The organism is Streptomyces sp. NPDC007162 (assembly GCF_040634175.1).
Taxonomy (GTDB): Bacteria; Actinomycetota; Actinomycetes; order Streptomycetales; family Streptomycetaceae; genus Streptomyces.
In genome coordinates, this window is the sequence record NZ_JBEYFC010000705.1 from 1 (window position 1) to 3,728 (window position 3,728).

The 3,728-nt window shown below is 72.2% G+C and carries 3 protein-coding genes; 2 read left to right on the forward strand and 1 reads right to left on the reverse strand.

Features of this window, described 5'->3' with window-relative positions; translation table 11 throughout:
* On the reverse strand, positions 1-981 hold a 981-nt coding region (locus ABZ646_RS42425; protein ID WP_360531905.1), incomplete at its 3' end, for a signal recognition particle receptor subunit alpha.
* Positions 982-1,108: 127 nt separating this feature from the next.
* On the opposite strand from ABZ646_RS42425, the gene ABZ646_RS42430 reads away from it, so the two are divergent.
* Both ABZ646_RS42430 and ABZ646_RS42435 read left to right on the forward strand, forming a co-directional pair.
* A complete protein-coding gene (locus ABZ646_RS42430) occupies positions 1,109-2,581 on the forward strand; it encodes a cytosine permease (protein ID WP_360531908.1) in 1,473 nt (490 codons plus the stop codon).
* 58 nt (positions 2,582-2,639) lie between these two features.
* Entirely contained in the window at positions 2,640-3,611 is a 972-nt protein-coding gene (locus ABZ646_RS42435; RefSeq protein WP_360531911.1) for an LLM class flavin-dependent oxidoreductase, read from the forward strand.
* Positions 3,612-3,728: the final 117 nt, after the last annotated feature.

The following is a 3,728-nucleotide window of genomic DNA, read 5'->3' on the forward strand; positions in this document are numbered from 1 at the left end:
GGTGGCGTCGAGGACGAGCAGCACCTCGTCCAGCGGGGCGTGCTTCTCGACGACCCGCTTGACCTTGCCGAGCTCGTCCATCAGGCCGGTCTTGGTGTGCAGCCGTCCGGCCGTGTCGATGAGCACCACGTCGACGCCCATCTCCTTGCCCTCCTTCACCGCGTCGAAGGCGACGGAGGCGGGGTCGCCGGCCTCGGGGCCGCGCACGGTGTGGGCGCCGACCCGCTCGCCCCAGGTCTGGAGCTGGTCGGCGGCGGCGGCCCGGAAGGTGTCGGCGGCGCCGAGGACGACGGTACGGCCGTCGGCGACGAGCACGCGGGCGAGCTTGCCGGTGGTGGTGGTCTTGCCGGTGCCGTTGACGCCGACGACCATCACGATGCCGGGCTTGCGGTCGGCGGGCTCGGTCTTCACCGTGCGGTCGACGTCGGTGCCGACCAGCTTGAGCAGTTCCTCGCGGAGCAGCCCGCGCAGTTCGTCGGGGGTGCGGGTGCCGAGCACCTTGACGCGCTCGCGCAGCCGCTCGACCAGTTCGGTGGTGGGCTGCACACCGACGTCGGCGGTGAGCAGGGTGTCCTCGATCTCCTCCCAGGTCTCGTCGTCGAGGTGCTCGCGCGACAGCAGCGTGAGCAGCCCCTTGCCGAGGGCGTTCTGGGAGCGGGAGAGCCGGGCGCGGAGGCGGACCAGGCGGCCGGCGGTGGGCTCCGGGATCTCGATCTCGGGCGCTTCGACCGCGGGGGGCTCCTCGACGACGACGGGAGCCGAGCCGTCGGGAAGGTCGACCTCCTCTATCGTCCGGCGCGGTTCGTCGCGCGGCGTCTCGGCCTCGTCGCCGACGTGCGGCTCGGCCGGTGGCGCGGTGATGTCGGGCGCGGCGGGGGGCGGCGGGGGCAGCGACTTCTTGCGCCGGCTGCCGACGACGAGCCCGCCGAGCGCACCGAGCACGACCACGGCGATGACTACAGCAAGGATGACGGTTTCCATAACCCGTCCAGTATCCATCCCTGCCCCGCGGCGGACCTTGTTCCCCCGCGAGGAAGTCTCGGACGATTCTCCGAAGCAGGATGCACCTTTTGGGGGTATTCGTCGGATTAACGTACGATGGCTGACCATGAGCACCACCGCCCACCACGATGGCGCCCTCGAACATCTCGAAGAGTCGCTGGAGCACCACGGCCTCGAAACCCGCGGCCTCGAACCGGTCCCCGACTCCGAGCGCACCGCGACACCCCGCGGGCTGCTGCCCACCTGGATCGCCGCCAACATCAGCGTGCTGCTGCTGACCATGGGCGCGGGCCTCGCGGTGTCGTTCGGGCTGAACTTCTGGCAGGCCCTGGCGGTCGGCACCGCCGCACCGGTCGTCTCGTACGGCCTGGTCGGACTGATCGGCATCGCGGGCAGGCGTGGCGGGGCACCGGGCATGGCGCTGTCCCGGGCGGTCTTCGGCCAGCGCGGCAACCTGCTGCCCGGCGCGCTGATCTGGGTGGCGCGCTGGGGCTGGGAGACGATCAACGCGGTGACCGGCGCCTACGCGCTGCTGACCGTCCTGGACATCCTCTTCGGGATCAGGAGCAACACTCCCCTGGTCGTCGTCACCCTGCTCCTCTTCGTCGTCACCACGTTCGCGATCTCGGGCATGGGCATCAAGGCGGTGCAGCGCTGCAACCGGTGGGCGACCTGGCTGTTCGGCGCCTTCTCCCTGCTGGTCCTCGGCCACCTGGTCGCGCGGACGGACTGGGCCGGGGTGTTCGGGCGGGGCGCGGGGCCGACGGCTGCGATGGTCACCGGGGTCGGGCTGATCGCGGCGGGCGGGATGAGCTGGGCGCCGGCCGCCCCGGACTTCACGCGGTACCTGCCGGGTACCGCGTCCTCGGCGGCGATCGTGCGCAACACGGTCGGCGGCGCCGGGATCGTCGTCCTCCCGATGGTCCTGATGGGGGCGGTGATGGCGTCGTCCACGCCGGACCTCGCCAAGGCGGCCGACCCGGTCTCCTTCCTGGGCGCGGTCCTCCCGCTCTGGCTCGCGGTGCCCTACCTCCTCATCGCCCTGGTGGGGATGCTGCTGATCAACGCGATGTCGATGTACTCGGCGGGCTTCACCGCGCAGACGCTCGGCTTCCGCCTGCCCCGGCACTGGGCGGTCTGTGTGAACGCGGTGATCTCGCTGGCCCTCGGCGGCGTCCTGATGCTGGCGGCGACCTCCTTCATGGGCTCGTTCGTCGCCTTCCTGTCGCTGCTGGCCGTCGCCTTCTCGGCCTGGGTCGGCGTGTTCGGGGTGGACATGCTGCGCCGCCGGGAGTACGACGCGGCCGCCCTGCTCGACACCACGCCGAGCAGCGCCTACTGGTACCGGGCGGGCTTCTCCCCCGCCGCGGTCACGGCCTGGGCGCTGGGCCTGGCGACCGGCCTCCTGTTCACCTCCTCCGACTGGTTCACCGGCCCGCTCGCATCGGACAACCCCGTGGGGCGGTACGGCCTCGGGTGGGTCGCGACGATCGTCGTATCGGGCCTGCTGTACGCGCTGCTGCCGAAGCCGGCGGTGGTGCCGGCGGCGGCCGGGGAGCCCGCACCTCTGGCTGTCTGACGCACCGTCAGCTACTGTCCCCGCACCACCAGCCCGGCCAAGGTGAAGGGGAACTCCCATGCCCGTCTCGGTCGTTCGCTTCAACCTCGTCGAGCCCGGGGCCGACTCCGCGTCCCTGGGCGCCCGTTACCGAGCGGCCGTGGAGATGGCCGCGTACGCCGACGAACACGGCGTCACCACGGTGCAGACCGAGGAACACCACGGGGTCGACAACAACTGGCTGCCGTCACCCTTCGCGTTCGCCGGCGCGGTGTTCGGTGCGACCCGCCATCTCGCGGTGACCGTGTCGGCGGTGATCGGCCCGCTGCACGATCCGCTGCGGCTGGCGGAGGACATCGCGGTCCTCGACCTGCTCAGCGGCGGGCGGCTGGTGACCGTGGCCGGGATCGGCTACCGGCCCGAGGAGTACGCCCTGTTCGACGTGGACTGGAAGCGCCGGGGGCGGATCCAGGACGAGGTGCTGGAGACGGTGCTGCGGGCGTGGACCGGCGAGGAGTTCGAGTACCGCGGCCGTACGGTACGGGTCACCCCGCGCCCCTTCACCGACCCGCACCCCCTGCTGCTGGTCGGCGGCTCCTCCCAGGCCGCCGCCCGTCGCGCGGCCCGGCTCGGCCTCCCCTTCTTCCCGAGCGCGCACCTGCCGGAGCTGGAGGCGTACTACAAGGAGAAGCTCACCGAGTACGGCACCGAGGGCTGGACGATGATGCCGACGGCCGAGACACCGCTGCTGCACATCGCCGAGGACCCGGACCGGGCGTGGGCTCGGTACGGGGAGCACTTCCTGCACGAGGCCCGGACCTACGCGTCCTGGCAGTCCGGGGACATCCACTCGGCGGTGCGCTCGGCGGCGACGACGGTGGCGGAACTCCGCGCGGAGGGCGTCTACCGCATCCTCACTCCGGAGCAGTGCGTGGCGGCGGGCCTGGACAACCTGGTGCTGCATCCGCTGGCGGGCGGGATGCCGCTGGAGGAGGGCTGGCGGAGCCTGCGGCTGTTCGCGGAGACCGTACTTCCGGCGCTGTCGGCGTAGGGAGAGCCCGGCACCAGCCGGACGCCGGCGTCGTGGCCGATCGCCGTCGCGGCGGACGGAAGGTGGGCGGCGGCTCCAGAAGTGAGCGGCGGTGCAGAACGGCCGTCGCCCCAGAGC